The sequence below is a fragment of the Microvirga tunisiensis genome, assembly GCF_009296175.1.
Taxonomy (GTDB): Bacteria; Pseudomonadota; Alphaproteobacteria; order Rhizobiales; family Beijerinckiaceae; genus Microvirga; species Microvirga tunisiensis.
This window is the reverse complement of record NZ_VOSK01000162.1, coordinates 1-14,948: the sequence shown is the minus strand read 5'-3', so window position 1 is coordinate 14,948 and position 14,948 is coordinate 1. Positions and strand designations below refer to the sequence as shown.

Genomic DNA, 14,948 nt, shown 5'->3' with positions numbered 1-14,948 from the left:
CGGCTTGGGTCCCATGGCAAAACACCAGGTTTGAGCGGGTCCTTCCCCAGATGCTGGCATTTTACAATGCTTCGGGGCGACGAAGAATCCTTCTGTCCCAACGAGTTGTGGGTTATTCAGGGCCGACGAAGTAGGCATGGATCGAGTTCAGCAGGGCCTCAACCGTCTCAGGTTGATCTCCAGGCTTTTGGTCGGCTGTGTCCACGAGGCGAATTCCTTGATTGGGTATGGAAAGGTCAGGCCGCAATCTGCAGGCCGATCTTGTCGATCAGGTCGTTGGCCCGCGCGATGATCCGGGTCCGGATCTCCCGCTCCGCCTCGGCGTACTGGTCCGGGTGGTAGATCAGGGTCACAGCCCGGCGCAGCTTTGTGAGCTGGTCCTTCGCCTTGATCGGCTGGGCCCGGATGAACGTCTCCGTCACCGACCAGAGGCGATCTTCCTGAAGGTCGACCGGTTTCGCTGCGGGTTCGGGTGCGACGGGGCGGGCTGTCTGCTCGGATGCCGGAATGGTGCAGGAGAGGTCCAGTGAGGACACATTGCCGACAGCGATGTCTTCCACCGGCACGGGCACGGTGAGCTTCTCCGACCCGTAGTAGACGATCAGGGTCATCGACTTGGCGAAGTTGCGCTCTTTCCCGGCGAAGGCGCTGCCGTAGTAGAATTCCCCATTCTGACCTTTTGCCCGCAGCTTGCGGTAGATGCCGCCGTTGCTTGCCTGAAAGACGGCGTCGGTCAGCACGACCTCGAGCCGATCGAACCGGACCTCGGCTCCTGAATGGGGGTCCTGCCGATTGACGGTCAGAAAACCGAGATGGAAACGGCTGTTGTCGTTCTGGGCGCGGCGCATGGTCATGGCGGAACCACCGTTCATCGGAAAAACTGGGAAGGAAGGTGTCGGCTGGGGCGCTGGTGCCTGGGCGTCAGGCGAAGAGGACGTGGCTGTGCCCGCCCTCGAAGGCCTCCAGCGCAAGGTCGCGATCGTCCTCGACGAGGTCTGCGGCAACCGAGGGCTTCTCGAGGGTTTGCCACTAAGGCCCTTCGGCCTGAGCCTCGTATCGGTCGTACCACCGCTCTACCGCAACCGGGATCGCGGAAACCTCGGAGACCCGATTGTCCCATCGGCCACCGTCACAGTCGATGCCGCCATACACGATGGCAACTTTGCCGCTTTCCTGCAGCTGCCCAATTCTCGCTTTGAGATCGGCCCGTCGGGCGAGGAAATCCACCTTGTTGCGGTACAATTCGCGGCACAGACGGCGGGTAAGGCTACGGATCTTGCGCGTGAGCTGCATCGGGATCTCCCTTCACCCTTTCGGGGATTTGACCAACTGTCGGGTTCACCCAATGCTCGACTTGAAACCTCGCAATACGAATTCTTGTGCACGTTGGGGCACCAAAATAGCGAGATCTTTGCAAGGAGCAGCGCCTACCCCTCCCCTCCTTGGCGCTGCGCCTTTGGTACAGCAGGCAAGACCAAGAGCACCGAAGTTGAACTTGGGGGCAGGATAAGAATATTGGACAATATAATTTACGAAATGGTTCAGCCTGTATTCAGGCGTGCTGTGATAAAATGAACCCATGTTGGGGTTCTACGTTAGCTCCCTCAGAACTATTCTGGAGACATCACATGCGTAAGATCGCTACTCTTGCCGCAGTGGGCGTCCTGGCTCTTGGCGCCTTGTCCACGACGGACGCCGAGGCACGTTCGGGCCGTCGCGGCGCTGCCATCGCTGCCGGTGCAGTCGGCCTTGCTGCTGGTGCCATCATCGCTGGCGCGGCGTCTCAGGCCTATGCGGCTCCCGCCTATGGCTATGGGGCACCTGCTTATGGCTATGCTGCCCCGGTGACCTCATATCGCTACGATGACGGCTATTACGCCCGGCCTGCTTATCGGGAGCGGCGTGTAGTCCGCTACTATGAGGAGCCCCGCCCGGTGTATCGCACCCGTCGCGTGGTCCGGTCCTATGACTATGGCTATGCCCCGCGCACGGTGACCCACAGCTACGGCTCGCCGTATTATGGATCCGGCTACTACGGCGGCTGGTAATCACAGCCAGACAGCGAAAAGGGCGGTCGTCATGTTATTCACCCCAACTCTCCATACATAGTTTGAAGGTTATTGCCCTCTAAATTCCTAAAAGCCCCTCATTCAGGGGCTTTTTTCTTGCCACGACGGTAGGAAGCTATACCATAGGAATACATAATATGTTCCGAGGGATGATCGGGAGTGAACGGGCAAGAGCGGTCTGAAGAGAATTTCCGAGCTTTCCGAAACTGGGTTAGCGGGAAAAGCGACAGCGAGTTTCGGGAAATGGTCGGACAGGGACGTCTGAACCGTGGAGAGATTTGTCGCGAATGCAACTTCAGCCGCTCTGTTCTTACCCAGAACCCTCGGGTCAAGGAGGCTCTGCACCAATTAGAGGAGCGGCTTCGAAACTCTGGCGTGCTTCCCACGCTGGCCGCGCCGGGAAATCTCCCACCGTTGCGGACCAAAGGTCAAATTCAGGCATCCTCCGATGCCGAACGCCTTAAGCGGCTTGAGGCTGAAAATTCAGCCCTGAGGGTCGAACTGGCCGACCTGCGTGAGCAGCTCAAGCGCTTCAAGGCCATCGAGTCTGTGCTCGCCGAAACCGGACGGCTTCCCCGTTGAGCAGCGCTCTGACACTACGCGTACAGAGGGTCCGAAGCCGATCGTCCAGGGGGGCGACCGCCTCCTGTATCGCTATCGGTCCAGAGGGGCGAGCCACGCCGGACGCCCCCCGTTATGCCGTCGCGTTCCCTTCGCGCATCACCCCTGTGGAGGTCCTGCAAGGCCAGTGGTGGCGTGTGGTGGGGGATACGAAGCAGGTTTCGTACATCATTGACGGCTACCAGGTGCAGGAAGATCGCCTGACAGCTCAAGCCGCAGAATTGCTTCGTCCTTCGGGTGAGCACATCGTGCAGCTGCTTTCGACCAGCCCCGGCTTCCCGGGAATTGGCGAGGTGAAGGCCCGGAGGCTCTGGGAGGCGTTTGGCGAAGGGCTTTATAGTTGTCTAGAGGAAGCCGACGACGCCGCTCTGAGGGCGATCGTCGGACCGGATCTGGCTACTGTGCTGATCTCGGGGTGGCAGCAGTATGGTGCCGCTGACGCGCTGCAATGGTTCCAGCAGGTGAGCCTCGAGCTACGGCTCTCGCGGAAGGTGCTGGCGGCCTATGGGCGCCGAGCGCACCTCACGATCAAGGAGGATCCCTACCGTCTGTTGGCGTTCGGCATGAGTTGGTCAGCTGCCGACACCCTGGCGCAACAGCACTTCGAGCTCCCGCCCGATGATCCACGGCGCCTGTCGGCGGCTGTGGAGGCTGTTCTCTACAAGGCGTTTGACGGAGGTGACACATTCTGCGAGCGCTCAGAGGTCGAAACGAGCCTGAGCGGCCTGATCGCTCCATCGCATGTTCCCGTAGCACTGACATTAGCCGAGTCGAATGGGATAGTCGGCGTTCGCGGGGACCGATTGCACGCGCACGGACCGTATCTCATCGAACAGAGTGTGGCGGAGGCGCTGAATCAGCGTCTCGGGGCGACCCTTCCGCTGGCTGAACGGGACGAGGTCGACGCCGTGTTGGCCTCATTCGAGAAGGAGGAGGCCGCTGCCATCGGACGGGTAGACTTTACCCTCAACGCCGCTCAGCGAGAAGCGGTGCACGCGGCCGCCCTGAACCCTCTGCTGCTCATCACTGGAGGAGCGGGCGTGGGAAAGACCACGGTTCTTAAAGCTGTGGGGGATCTGCTCGATCAATGTGATCGCACCACCTACCTCATGGCCCTCTCGGGGCGAGCCGCCAAGCGCATGGCCGAGGCGACGAAGCGCCCTGCAATGACCATTGCCGGCTTCCTGCGCAACGTCGCGCCCGAAGGTTTGCCCGAGAATAGCGTTCTGGTGGTCGATGAGGCCAGCATGCTCGACATTCTGTTGGCTTATCGGCTGCTGAAGGCGATCCCGACGTCCTGTCGCATCATTCTCATTGGCGATCCGTTCCAGTTGCCACCCGTCGGGCCGGGGCTCACGCTGCAGGCTTTGATTCCGATCGAACGAGTTCCAAGGGTCGAGCTCACCGAGGTCCGGCGCTTTGGCGGCGACATTGCCCGGGGTGCGCAGGAAATGCGTGATGGCCGGTGGCCGACATTCTCCGCGGGGCCACAACCCGCACTCGCGTTCATGCCATGCGCTGCCAACGACATACCTGAGACGGTGCTCCGACATTATCTCGCGGACCCGAAGGGCACCCAAATCCTGACCTTCACTCGCGAGAAGGGCGTGGCCTCTGCCCGGATCCTCAATGAGCTGTGCCAAGAGGCTGTGGGCGGTGATGAGCCCCGCCTGCTCGTGTGGAATGAAGATCGGTCGCGCCAAGAAGATTCTGGGCTGCGCCTGGGCGACTCTGTTCTATGCGTCCGCAATCTCTGGGATCTGGGCCTTCAGAACGGCAGCTTAGGCCACCTCGAAACAATCGAGAAAACCCCTCAGCCGCTTTTTAATGCCGAGGGAGAGCGAACTGGTGTCGTTCTGGCTTGGGTCAGGTGGGATGACGGAGAACTTCGGCCGGTGACTGAGGAGGTTCTGGATGCCCTGGAGCTGGGATACGCCGTGACGGTGCACAAAGCCCAAGGAAGCCAGTTCTCGCGCATCATTGTTCCCGTGTCTGCGACCCGGAACCTCGATCGCACCATGCTCTATACCGCAGTCACCCGGGCCACCACGCAGGTGCTCCTGATCGGAGATCCCGAAGCGGGACGCCGGGCAGTGGAAGCTCCGCGCCATGCGAGCCGACGGAAGGTCACCCTGACCGATTTGCTTGCCGGGGCTTGCTGATGTTCGTGACCGTTAAAACCCGCGTCTATACCGACGAGACCGGCGCTTATACCGAGATGCCGGGCTTGCTAACCCCTGTCGGCTTGTTGGAGCCGCTACTGGACTACTTTATGTCCCGCAGCCACGATCGCAGCCTTACCTGGATGGGCAAGGTGGCGCGCTCGGTTCGTATGTTCCTCGAATACATGCAAAGCAACCCGGGGGAACGCGACACCTATCGGCTGTTCCAGAACTTCGCCCAGCGCCTGTATACCGGCACCATTGACCGTAAGACCGGCATTGATCCTAGCGGGCTGGGCTGGTCCCCACGCTCGGCGCATGATGCCAGAAGCATTATCAATCATCTCACCGACTTCTTCGACTGGCTCGGCGAAATGAGGCCTGGTGCAGCAATTATCAACCCGCGCTATGCGGGCGGGGCCTATGACCGTTTGTGCGACGAGGCCGCCTACCAATATCGACGCGACCGCGCCTTCCTAGGTCACATTTGGGCCGAGAATGCTACGCCGGAGGCCACGGGGCACCGGGTGCGTGCTCAACGAACACCGCGCGTCAATCAGGGCGAGCCGCCGGCCTTTCCGGAAGAACGCTTCATGGATCTTCTCAGCAAGGGTTTTAAGGTCGGCTCACGACATGATTACCGCAACATTCTAATCACGCTCCTTCTGCATGGGGCTGGCTTCCGCGAGTCCGAACCCTTCCATCTGTACATCGGCGATGTGTTCCCCGACCCAGCCAACCCTAAGCAGGCCAAGGTGCTGATTCATCATCCCAGCCAAGGCAGCGCACCGGCGGACTGGCGCGATGAGGCAGGACAGCCACGCAAAGGCAATCGGGCGGCCTATTTAGCCGAAAAGTTTGGCCTCGTACCGCGAACGCAGCTGCTCGACATCAGAGGTGCCGGATGGAAGGGGGGTATGCACGACGGCCCATACTATAAGCAGGCCTACTGGTTCTTGCCCGAGTACGGCGAGATGTTCCTACAAGTGTGGCATCGTTACCTTGAGGACGTCGCACGCGTCGCTCGGCGCCACCCATTCGCCTTCATCAATTTGCGACGAGCACCGCTGGGGGAGATGTATTGCCTCAGTCAGTACAACAAAGCCCACGCAGCAGCATGCAAGCGCATCGGATTGCAGGTCGGCAAATGGCTAGGGACCACGCCTCATGGCCACCGTCATGCCTATGGTCGGCGCCTGCGCAAGGCAGGCGTGGACAGGATGCTGACCCGCCGCTTCATGCATCACACCTCGCTGGAGAGCCAGGAAGTGTACACGCAGCCCAACAGCCGCGAGATACGGGCCGAACTGATAGCCGCCGGACAACGACTGCAGCTCGCGACCCGCATCCTCATCGAGACGCGCCTCCTGAACATGGATAATTAGCAAGGAAGTACTTCTCGTGAAGAAAAAGATAGTTGGCGTTACCCGGAAAAACGACACCAATCTAGGCTGGGTCGAGCGCGACTATCCACAGTTGGCCGAATGGCGCGTCCTAGCAATAGAATGGCTCAAAGGTGAGACACATGGCATCGATAATCGGCTCGAAGCCCTTGTGCAATTCTTCGAAAACTATCTTATAGGCCAGAGTTTGCCGCTCGATCCGAAGGTGCTCCTCGCACGAAAGACAGTCTTGCCCGATTTTTACAAGACGTCCTGCCCTGACTCAGGGCGGGGAGTCCGATACAACAACGATATCCACGCCTTTCTCAACTTCGTGTTGCTGCGGGAGTACACCGAGCCTGATGACGACGGACGCGCTGTTGTCTTGGCGGTATATCACAATCCGGTTGCGCGACGCTCTAGGTCTGGTCTGCTGAGGCTCGACGAGAGCGTTTATTCTCCGTTGCCCTACGGTTATATTGACGAATTGCGGCAGATGCTCGCCCAGGGGCCCCACTTCCGGGATTGGATATGGGCCAAGTCGGCCCTTGGAGCGGAAATCGGCAAGCGCGGATTCGCCGCTCCGAGCTGGTTCAAGGTTACCCCGGACCAAATTGACAAAGATGACCCGGATTGCGTGTGGCGCGTGCGACCGCGGAGACAACAATCGGGTGGCGACGTGCTTGAAATGTGGAGCCCTGTGCGCTGGGTTGCCCTGCTCGTCAAGCTCATCCTGCCGTTACGCACCTTCCAGGTGCGCGTGCTCGATTCAGGCGAGGCTGACACTTGGCGCTATGATTCAACGGCCGAAGATCCTTCTTCAACCTGGAAGCTCAACACCCATCCGCTGACTCATCACCTTAGGCATGGATCGGAGCGCAAGCCGTTGCAGCAGGGCGTCTTTCGTCGAAGCGAGGCGCTCAATGATGGCGAGGCAGTCTCGACGGTGCTCTACATCAGTACCAACAAGACTGCTGACATTCGCCGTTCAGGGACTGAGAAGGGTTATGTCATGCCTTGGGTCGCAGGTGGTCCCGTGCATTCTGATGCCTTCTACTGGCTGGAGAAGCTGCGCAACTGGCAGAGCAAGTACAACCCAATCCGCAGCCGCACATCGTGGGCCGAACTCGACGCCCGTCACATACCCGCCAAAAGCGAGGTTCAATTGGCGCAATATCCTGACGCCTGCTTCCTCTTCCGGTTACCGGAAGCACGCTCGGGTGAACGTCACCTTCCCATGGCCGACAACACTCTCCAATACCCGTGGTTTGGACTGCTGGAAGCATTCCAGAATCGTTTGGCGGCTCGAGGTGAAACCCATGCCAATGGAGCGCCGATTCGGCTCGTACCACCTCCCGCAGAGAGCCGCGGGGGACAGGCGACCCTCTACCCTTTGCACAGCCTCCGAGTGTCGCTTGTGACGGCGCTGGCCCTCGAGGGACAAGTCCCTTTCCCAATCCTGCAGAAGCTGGTCGGGCACAGCCGATTGTTGATGACTCTGTATTATACCAAGCCCGGCACCACTCATATCAAGGTCGCCTTGAGTGACGCAGCGCGGCGGCTTGAGGCCCACAAGGAAGCCAGTATCCAGAGCTTCCTGCTCGATACGGAGCATGACCAACTGTTGCAGCAGGCCATCTGCAACAGCCCGTCGAGTCTTGCAGCCACCGTTCCCGAACACCCGGCCAGCCGCAACCCAGCGGGTTGGATGCCGATGCACCACGGCCTGTGCCTGGTCGGCGGCAACACCAGTGAGGTAGAGCGCATACGCTCCATTGGCGGGTGCTACAATGGCGGGTCGGTCATTGTGGCGTCTAGCACTACGACCCAGTCAAAATATGGTCCCGTACCCGGCGGTAACCGCAACTGCGTTCGTTGCCGTTGGTTCGTCACCGGACCGCACCATTTGCCGGCGCTGGTAGCTCACTTCAACACCATCGCCTACCACTTCGATGAGGCGCGCAACGTGTGCCTTGGGCACGAGACTAACTTGCAGGAGCTCAAGCGCCGAAGGGCTGCGGCGGAAACCGCTGGGGAGCTCTTCGGCGAGCTGGACGCCTTACGCCAAGCCGAGCGTATGTGGGAAACTTCTATGAAGCGGTTCAGCGATTTGGCCGAGGATCTCGTTGCCTGCTGGCGCCTCATTGAGCGCTGCAAGTCTGCTCCTGATAATCCGACTGGCAACGGAACAGTGCTAGTGGCGGTCGGTACGGCGTTTGACGTGAACGTCGCGTTCGAGGAAACCGAGTCGGAGCTCCTTCAGCTCTCTGTGGTGTGTCAGGATGCTGAGGTCTATCCTGATCTGGAGCCCGGCAAGGCCATCATCCGTCGCAGCCAGCTCCTCGATGCCGCCCTGGACCGGGACGACCTCCCGCCCATGTTCATGAAACTATCCGAGCAGGACCAGTTGCGCGTCGGCAACGCCTTCATGCGCCACCTTGCCGGGCAGTTGGATCCGGAGAACCCCGCCCTGGGGCAGCGCCGGGTGGTCGAGTTAATAGACGCCGGAGAGCACCTGAGCGACTACTTGGGGGTTGACCTTGATAAGTTCGTTCCTGCTGGGGCGGCCCGGCCGCTGAAGCCTGTGCCGAACACCAGCCTGATCGGAAGCCGCCGATGATGCCGTCCATCACAATCCACCCTGACGACGTTCTCGCCTCCTTGCTGGCTAAAGGCGGCCGCTCCCAGCGGCAGCGCAATCTAACGGCCGTGCATGAGATCTGCCGCCGGCAGCATCAAACCGGGTCTCGGGACTTCTCAATTCCGGCCATCGGCAGACTGTGCGAAACAGAAGGTATCCTCAAGGGTCGCGCCCTCTACAACGCCCAATCGGCCGACTACAGGAATCTCATCGAGGCATGGCAGGGATATGCAGGTCCAGCTGCTCTAAAAGCACCCAAGGTGCTTGCAAGCCATGATTACCTGATGCGGATCGAGGATCCCGCCATCCGGTCCCTGATGCAGGGTATCATCTCTGAGCGTGACCGATTGAAGGCTCAGGTCAACACACTGAAAGCGAACACCCACATAGTGGTTGACCGGCGTCCCTTAGGCGGGAACGTGGTCACTTCGCCAGGAGCCGCACCCGTGGTTCTACTTCCGATGGAGTCTCAGCTGACGGAGTCGGAAAAGCAGGCGCTGCGCCGAGCCATCTCCCGCGAGTTCCTGGAGGATCGTGGATGGCAGGAGGTCGGTCTAGGCGAGATTGTCAACGAAAAGGGGCGAACCATCTTCGACCCTGGATATTCCACAGCCATTCGCAAGGTGCTTGGAGATCTAAAGGATCGTTCCTGATCTCCTGACAGATCCCACCTGGTCTCGTATCCCGCATGCCGCTTGATATCCTTAGGAACCCCTATGGCAGATAAACTGGACGAACTGAACGCCCTTGCATTCTCGATCTACGAAAACAGAGGCGTCTATGCTCTTCTGATTGGCAGTGGTGTCTCGCGAGCGGCACAAATCCCAACGGGGTGGGAGATCATCCTTGATCTGACGAAGCGGATCGCCGCTTTGGAGCAGGCCGGCGAGCAAGAGGATTGGGCGGAGTGGTATCAAGGGCGATTTGGTAAGGAGCCGAACTATTCGGACCTGCTTGACGTCCTGTCGCATTCGCAGGATGAGCGTCGTGCGATCCTGCACCGATACATTGAGCCAACAGAAGCGGACCTCGAGGAAGGCCGGAAGCTCCCCACGAAGGCCCATCGCGCGGTAGCACGGCTTGTGCGGGATGGCTTCATTCGTGTCATCATCACCACGAACTTTGACCGCCTTCTTGAGAACGCCCTTCGCGATGAGGGTGTAGAGCCGACAGTCATCAAATCTGATGACGACCTGAAGGGCGCCGTTCCTCTCATCCATAGCCGGTGCTATGTGATCAAGATCCATGGCGACTATCTCGACACCCGCATTCGTAACACGGAGGCGGAGCTCACAGGCTACTCTGAGGCTATGAACTCCTTGCTCGACCGGATCCTGGACGAGCACGGTCTTATTGTCTGCGGATGGTCCGCGGATTGGGACCATGCCCTTCGCGCTGTGATCACGCGGGCCCCCAACCGCCGGTACCCTCTGTTCTGGGCAAGCCGTGGCGAGCCCTCAGCGACGGCTCTTGACGTCATCAATCAGCGTGCCGGGAAGGTTATCCCGATCAGTGATGCGGATGGCTTCTTCGAGAAGATCCAGCGCAAGGTTGAGGTCCAGGCAGCCCTCCAGCGGCCGAACCCGGCGAGCATGGATCTGCTTGTTGCTAGCGCCAAGAAATACCTCAGCAAGCCGGAATTTAGGATTCAGCTCCACGACTTAGTGATGGATGAGGTGCGCCGCCTGAAACAGCATATGGCGGATTCCAAGCTCGGCACAGATGGTGATTGGTCGCCGGAGGAGTTCAAGGCGCGTGTTGCGCTTTATGAAAGCCGGTCCGAGCCCCTGATCAGACTCTTTGCCGTACTCGGTCGATGGGGCGATGGAAACGAACTGGGATTGACAACCGAAATCCTGCGGGAGTTTGGGGCTCCCAGTGTTCATGGCGGTCTAATGCCTTGGATCCATTTACGGCGGTATCCTGCCGTTCTCCTCTTGTATGCCTATGGTATCGCAGCCTTGCGCACTGGACGATTGAAAACACTGTACCAGTGGCTGACAACGAAGATTCAGACAGAGAACCGCAGTGAGCAGTTGCCTGCAGTTCAAGAACTGTTCCTGTGGGCTTGGGACGGTGGAGACAACAATTATTGGGACCAGCTTTATGGAAGCAAGAAAAAGACCCCCCTAAGTGATCATCTGCACGAGCTTCTTGGTCGCTACATGGAAGACTATTTTATCTCAAAGGACGAGTTCACACGAGGTTTTGAGCGCTTCGAGGTGCTCGGATCGTTGGCGCATACGTCGACCTATACAACGATCGAGAATCTCAAGCAGGAGCTCTCAACCACAGGTCCAGGTGCGCGTGGTCATGTCTGGGCTCCCTTGGGTAGGACTAGCTGGAATAACCAAATCAAGGAAACCCTCTTCTCTGAGCTCTCTGAGATCGCTCTACGGGATCAACTCGCAAAAGCAGGATTTGGCAAAGGAAGCTCGGAGTTCTTGGACTTAGCATTCCAGAGTCTTAGAAAAGGTATGGGTCGGTTGAGCTGGTAGACCTATGATTGATGTAAAAGTGGGCTGCTGACTTTGAAGCTTGATCGGGCTTAGCGAGGTGCGTTGTGACCTTATCGCTGCGACTGTGGATGCTAATGGTGCCGCCAGATCTTTACCGCTGAAACCAGCAGGATCGCCGCCAGCGCCGGAAGCAGGACGGCATCGGGCACTACGCCGAGCAGCAGACCGCCGATGAACGCGCCGGCAATCGAGCCAGCAGCCATGACGAGCAGGAAGGCGCGGTTGCGGCCGAGGACCAAGAAGCTGCGGTCCCGGCTGTAGCGGGTGAACCCGACGAGCATGGTTGGCAGGCTGACCGCCAGGGACAGGCTCCCGGCCAGCTTGATGTCGGCCCCGAACAGTAGCACCAGGGTCGGGATCAGCAGTTCACCGCCTGCTACGCCGAGCAGGGAGGCCACGACCCCGATGACGAACCCGGCGGTAACACCAGCGACGAGCTGCACCGATCCGAACAGGAGAGGTTGGCCAGCGCTTGCGTCATGGCCGAATACCAACACGCCAGCAATGGCGACCAGGAGGACTGCAATCACCCGGTAGAGTGTCTCCGACTTCAGCCGGGTCGCCCATCCAGCCCCTAACCAAGCTCCCAAGAGGCTCCCGGCGAGCAGGTTGAGCACAATCGGCCAGTGAGACGCAATCAGCTCAAAAGGGACGGTTCCCGCCCGGAACGGCAGGGCCGAGGCGACCACCACGAGGCTCGTGGCCTTGTTCAGGATCACGGCCTCCAGGGCGGCAAAGCGGAACAGCCCGATCAGCAGCGGCAGGCGAAACTCTGCCCCGCCAAGCCCGATCAGACCACCGAGGGCGCCGATGATGGCCCCGCTGCCGAATGCTGCAGGAAGGTTCCGGTGACGGGAAAAGCCGTCCGTCGTTCCCGTCATGGCGTGTCCTCGGTCGGAAGGTCCAGGGCGTTCCGGACGCGGGCGTCAGCCGGAGCAGCCAGCACATCAGCCGGGCGTCCGGATTGCAAGATCTCTCCGCGGTCGATCACAGCCAGCCGGTCCGCCAGCGCGGCTGCCTCGTCCAGGTCGTGAGTGACCACCACAATCGGGGTCCTCACCGAGCGCCGAAGCTCCCGCAGCTCGTCCTGCAACCGGCGGCGGGTACGCCGATCGACGGCCGAGAACGGCTCGTCCAGAAGGAGCACGGCCGGGTCGCGTGCCAGCGCGCGCGCCACCGCGACGCGCTGCTGCTGGCCGCCGGACAGGGTCGTGGGCTTACGGGCCTCCAATCCGTCGAGATGGACGAGACGCAGCAGCTCCCGGGCACGGGCCTCGCGCTTCGACTTCGAGGCATACGGCACGGCGGCCGCCACGTTGGCGAGCGCGGTCATGTGCGGGAACAGAGCGTAGGACTGGAACACCATCCCGACCCGGCGCCGGTGCGGGGGAACGTCGACACCGGAGCCTGTGTCGACCCAGGTCATCCCGGCGCACGTCACCAAGGCTTCCTGTGGCCAGTACAACCCGGCGATGGTCCGTAGGATGGTGGTCTTGCCGCTACCCGAGGGGCCAACCAGCGCCATCAGCTCGCCCGGCCCGCACGACAGGGAGACGTCGAGCGGAATCGCGCCGGACTGGCGCAGGCGAACTTCGAGGCCGACGGGATCAGGCACGGCGTCCCACCTGGCCGGAGAGCGTATAGGTGATGGCGAGTGCCACCAGCGAGAGCGCCAGCAGGAACGCCGCCATTGTGCCGGCCGTCCCCATATCGAAAGCCTGTACGCGGTCGTAGATGGCGATGGCCATGGTCCTCGTCTCGCCGGGAATGGATCCGCCGACCATTAGGACGACGCCGAACTCGCCCAGCGTGTGCGCGAAGGCGAGCACGAGACCCGTGACGATGCCCGGCCAGGCGAGCGGCAGGTCGATGGCCCAGAGGATCCGCCACGGCGAAAAGCCCGACACCGCCGCCGCCTCGCGCACGTCGCCCGGAATGGCTTCGAAGCCCCGCTGCATCGGCTGGATGGCAAAGGGCAGGTTGGCCACTACGGAGGCCAGGAGAAGCCCTTCGAAGCTGAACGCCAGCGGTTGCCCGAAGATGGCCTGCCAAACCTGCCCGACGGGGGAATTGCCGCCGAACAGGACGAGCAGGTAGTAGCCGAGCACCGTCGGTGGCAGGACCAGAGGCAACGCGATCAGCGCCTCCACGACCGGGCGTCCCTTGAAGCGGCGGAAGGCTAGCCACCGCCCGACCAAGATGCCCACGGGCAACAGGATGAGGACCGTCAGGGCTCCGAGCCGGAGCGACAGCGCGAGGGCGGACCAGTCCACAGTATTACGAGGCCTCGCCCGGCAGGACGAACCCGAACCGCCGCAGGATCTCGCGGGCAGGACGATCTTGCATGTACGCGTAGAAGGCCTTGGCCGTCTCGCTGGCGTTCCGCGTCAGCACCATGCGCTGCCGGAGCGGCTGGTGCCATTCGGCAGGCACGAGGATGAAGGTGCCAAGCTTGCCGACCTCGGGCGAGAGCGCCAGCGAGTAGGCGAAGATGCCGCCCTGTGTCGACCCGGAGGCGGCGAACTGCGCCGCCTGGGACACGTTCTCGCCAAGGACGAGCCTGGATTGAACGGAATCCCACAGCCCCTGTGAGCGCAGTGCCTGCTCGGCCGCCCGGCCGTAGGGAGCGTGCTCGGGATTGGCGATGGCGAACCGCCGCACCCGTCCGTCGGTCAGCGCCGCCCTCAGGTCGGCGAACGCCGCGTCGAGCTTCAGCTCTGAGCCGTGCGGTGCAAACAGGACCAGCCTGCCCACGGCGTAGAGCGTGCCGCGGTCCACGGTCCTGCCCGCGTCGGCAAGCCGGAACACGAGGTCCTCGTCGGCCGACAGGAACATCTCGAACGGGGCCGACTGCTCGATCTGGCGGGCGAAGTTGCCGGAGGAGCCGTAGACGAGCGTCAGGTCCCGCCCCGTGTCGGCCTTGAACCGGGCGGCGACCGAGTCGAGCGCGAACTTGAGGTCGGAGGCCGCTGCAATGGCGGGACCGGGCTGGGCCGCCGCTGGAGCGGCCATGCCCCAGGCCAGCCCGCAGACGACGAGAAGCGACAGCAGGATGCGAATGCCACTCATGGGAACCTCCGATATAGCCGGACCGCTATATCGCACAGATTGCCAATCCCGGCCATCAAGCTTGCGTGGGTTTGGCCATCTTCGTGAGGTGTTCGAGGTCGGCGGTGACGACGGCCCGCGCGGCGGTCTCCATGCGGCGGTAGCGGTCCAGAACCTCTTGCCCGGTCTGAGTGAGTTGAGCGCCTCCACCGCGCGGGCCGCCCTTCACGGCTGAGACCAGCGGCTCTCGGAAGTAGCCGTTCAGGGTGTCGATCAGGTACCAGGCACGCTTGTAGCTCATCCCCATCCGACGCCCGGCTGCCGCGATGGATCCGGTGTCGCGGATGCCCTCAAGCAACTCGGCCTTGCCGGGCCCTAGCCCATCTTATGCACGATGCGGCTGAAGAGGGTTGGCGAGTGTAGCCTAAGTGACTGACGTGTCGTAGGATTTGGTTGCTGACACCAACCCCTGCCACGATTGCACCGTGCCACACCCGCCATGACGG

14 protein-coding genes are annotated in these 14,948 nt (G+C 61.2%); 7 read left to right on the top strand and 7 right to left on the bottom strand.

Going from position 1 to position 14,948, the window contains the following annotated elements:
- Positions 1-236 precede the first annotated feature (236 nt).
- Both FS320_RS26875 and FS320_RS26870 read right to left on the bottom strand, forming a co-directional pair.
- A complete protein-coding gene (locus FS320_RS26875; protein WP_152715112.1) occupies positions 237-854 on the bottom strand; it encodes a hypothetical protein in 618 nt (205 codons plus the stop codon).
- 175 nt (positions 855-1,029) lie between these two features.
- A complete protein-coding gene (locus FS320_RS26870) occupies positions 1,030-1,293 on the bottom strand; it encodes a hypothetical protein (protein ID WP_152715110.1) in 264 nt (87 codons plus the stop codon).
- 335 nt (positions 1,294-1,628) lie between these two features.
- On the opposite strand from FS320_RS26870, the gene FS320_RS26865 reads away from it, so the two are divergent.
- The 7 genes from FS320_RS26865 to FS320_RS26835 all read left to right on the top strand — a co-directional run bounded on the left by FS320_RS26865 (position 1,629) and on the right by FS320_RS26835 (position 11,373).
- Positions 1,629-2,048 carry a hypothetical protein gene (locus FS320_RS26865; protein WP_152715108.1) on the top strand — a complete coding sequence of 140 codons (420 nt, stop codon included), beginning with the start codon at positions 1,629-1,631 and terminating at the stop codon, positions 2,046-2,048.
- Positions 2,049-2,228: 180 nt separating this feature from the next.
- Positions 2,229-2,651 (top strand): VPA1267 family protein, encoded by a 423-nt coding sequence (locus FS320_RS26860; protein WP_162003335.1) that lies wholly within the window; start codon positions 2,229-2,231, stop codon positions 2,649-2,651.
- Between the two features lie 179 nt (positions 2,652-2,830).
- Complete coding sequence (locus FS320_RS26855) at positions 2,831-4,852, top strand: AAA family ATPase (protein WP_162003334.1); 2,022 nt, start codon at positions 2,831-2,833, stop codon at positions 4,850-4,852.
- Positions 4,852-6,237 (top strand): gamma-mobile-trio recombinase GmtY, encoded by a 1,386-nt coding sequence (gene gmtY, locus FS320_RS26850; RefSeq protein ID WP_152715106.1) that lies wholly within the window; start codon positions 4,852-4,854, stop codon positions 6,235-6,237. Before FS320_RS26855 ends, gmtY begins: the two co-directional genes overlap by 1 nt.
- A gap of 16 nt (positions 6,238-6,253) precedes the next feature.
- Positions 6,254-8,854 carry a gamma-mobile-trio integrase GmtZ gene (gmtZ, locus tag FS320_RS26845; protein WP_162003333.1) on the top strand — a complete coding sequence of 867 codons (2,601 nt, stop codon included), beginning with the start codon at positions 6,254-6,256 and terminating at the stop codon, positions 8,852-8,854.
- Positions 8,851-9,528, top strand: a complete 678-nt coding sequence (gene gmtX, locus FS320_RS26840; protein WP_202882899.1) for a gamma-mobile-trio protein GmtX — start codon at positions 8,851-8,853, stop codon at positions 9,526-9,528. Before gmtZ ends, gmtX begins: the two co-directional genes overlap by 4 nt.
- A gap of 63 nt (positions 9,529-9,591) precedes the next feature.
- The gene (locus tag FS320_RS26835) at positions 9,592-11,373 is read left to right on the top strand and encodes an SIR2 family protein (RefSeq protein ID WP_152715105.1); all 1,782 of its coding nucleotides are present in this window, start codon (positions 9,592-9,594) and stop codon (positions 11,371-11,373) included.
- 92 nt (positions 11,374-11,465) lie between these two features.
- Here the strand turns inward: FS320_RS26835 and FS320_RS26830 are convergent, their stop codons facing one another.
- The 5 genes from FS320_RS26830 to FS320_RS26810 are packed head-to-tail and all read right to left on the bottom strand — an operon-like array spanning position 11,466 to position 14,800.
- Positions 11,466-12,275 (bottom strand): sulfite exporter TauE/SafE family protein, encoded by an 810-nt coding sequence (locus FS320_RS26830; protein WP_152715104.1) that lies wholly within the window; start codon positions 12,273-12,275, stop codon positions 11,466-11,468.
- Entirely contained in the window at positions 12,272-13,009 is a 738-nt protein-coding gene (locus FS320_RS26825; RefSeq protein WP_162003554.1) for an ATP-binding cassette domain-containing protein, read from the bottom strand. The genes FS320_RS26830 and FS320_RS26825 overlap by 4 nt, the downstream gene beginning before the upstream one ends.
- Entirely contained in the window at positions 13,002-13,667 is a 666-nt protein-coding gene (gene modB, locus FS320_RS26820) for a molybdate ABC transporter permease subunit (RefSeq protein ID WP_162003553.1), read from the bottom strand. The genes FS320_RS26825 and modB overlap by 8 nt, the downstream gene beginning before the upstream one ends.
- A gap of 4 nt (positions 13,668-13,671) precedes the next feature.
- Positions 13,672-14,463 (bottom strand): molybdate ABC transporter substrate-binding protein, encoded by a 792-nt coding sequence (gene modA, locus FS320_RS26815; protein ID WP_152715102.1) that lies wholly within the window; start codon positions 14,461-14,463, stop codon positions 13,672-13,674.
- Positions 14,464-14,518: 55 nt separating this feature from the next.
- Positions 14,519-14,800: a winged helix-turn-helix domain-containing protein gene (locus FS320_RS26810; protein WP_152715101.1), complete on the bottom strand. Its 282-nt coding sequence runs from the start codon at positions 14,798-14,800 to the stop codon at positions 14,519-14,521.
- Positions 14,801-14,948 lie beyond the last annotated feature (148 nt).

Coding starts and splice junctions, on each gene's coding strand:
- FS320_RS26875 (WP_152715112.1), bottom strand. CDS start 854: ATGACCATGCGCCGCGCCCAGAACGACAACAGCCGTTTCCATCTCGGT.
- FS320_RS26870 (WP_152715110.1), bottom strand. CDS start 1,293: ATGCAGCTCACGCGCAAGATCCGTAGCCTTACCCGCCGTCTGTGCCGC.
- FS320_RS26865 (WP_152715108.1), top strand. CDS start 1,629: ATGCGTAAGATCGCTACTCTTGCCGCAGTGGGCGTCCTGGCTCTTGGC.
- gmtY (WP_152715106.1), top strand. CDS start 4,852: ATGTTCGTGACCGTTAAAACCCGCGTCTATACCGACGAGACCGGCGCT.
- gmtX (WP_202882899.1), top strand. CDS start 8,851: ATGATGCCGTCCATCACAATCCACCCTGACGACGTTCTCGCCTCCTTG.
- FS320_RS26835 (WP_152715105.1), top strand. CDS start 9,592: ATGGCAGATAAACTGGACGAACTGAACGCCCTTGCATTCTCGATCTAC.
- FS320_RS26830 (WP_152715104.1), bottom strand. CDS start 12,275: ATGACGGGAACGACGGACGGCTTTTCCCGTCACCGGAACCTTCCTGCA.
- modA (WP_152715102.1), bottom strand. CDS start 14,463: ATGAGTGGCATTCGCATCCTGCTGTCGCTTCTCGTCGTCTGCGGGCTG.